At 54.7% G+C, this 559-nt stretch carries 1 rRNA gene; it reads right to left on the bottom strand.

What is annotated here, in order from left to right:
• Window positions 1-559: ribosomal RNA gene (locus ACFQZ9_RS28635) — 23S ribosomal RNA — on the bottom strand; the annotation flags it as partial.

Here is a 559-nt window from a genome sequence, read left to right as displayed (position 1 = left end):
GCTTCCACCTCTGACCTATCAACCTGATCATCTTTCAGGGATCTTACTAGCTTGACGCTATGGGAAATCTCATCTTGAGGGGGGCTTCATGCTTAGATGCTTTCAGCACTTATCCCGTCCGCACATAGCTACCCAGCGATGCCTTTGGCAAGACAACTGGTACACCAGCGGTGCGTCCATCCCGGTCCTCTCGTACTAAGGACAGCTCCTCTCAAATTTCCTGCGCCCACGACGGATAGGGACCGAACTGTCTCACGACGTTCTGAACCCAGCTCGCGTACCGCTTTAATGGGCGAACAGCCCAACCCTTGGGACCGACTACAGCCCCAGGATGCGATGAGCCGACATCGAGGTGCCAAACCTCCCCGTCGATGTGGACTCTTGGGGGAGATAAGCCTGTTATCCCCAGGGTAGCTTTTATCCGTTGAGCGATGGCCCTTCCATGCGGAACCACCGGATCACTAAGCCCGACTTTCGTCCCTGCTCGACTTGTAGGTCTCGCAGTCAAGCTCCCTTATGCCTTTACACTCTGCGAATGATTTCCAACCATTCTGAGGGA

This window comes from Neobacillus sp. GCM10027624, from assembly GCF_042675345.1.
GTDB lineage: Bacteria > Bacillota > Bacilli > Bacillales > Cytobacillaceae > Neobacillus > Neobacillus cucumis_D.
Note: the sequence above shows the minus strand (reverse complement) of the source record. Positions and strands in the feature narration are given on the sequence as shown.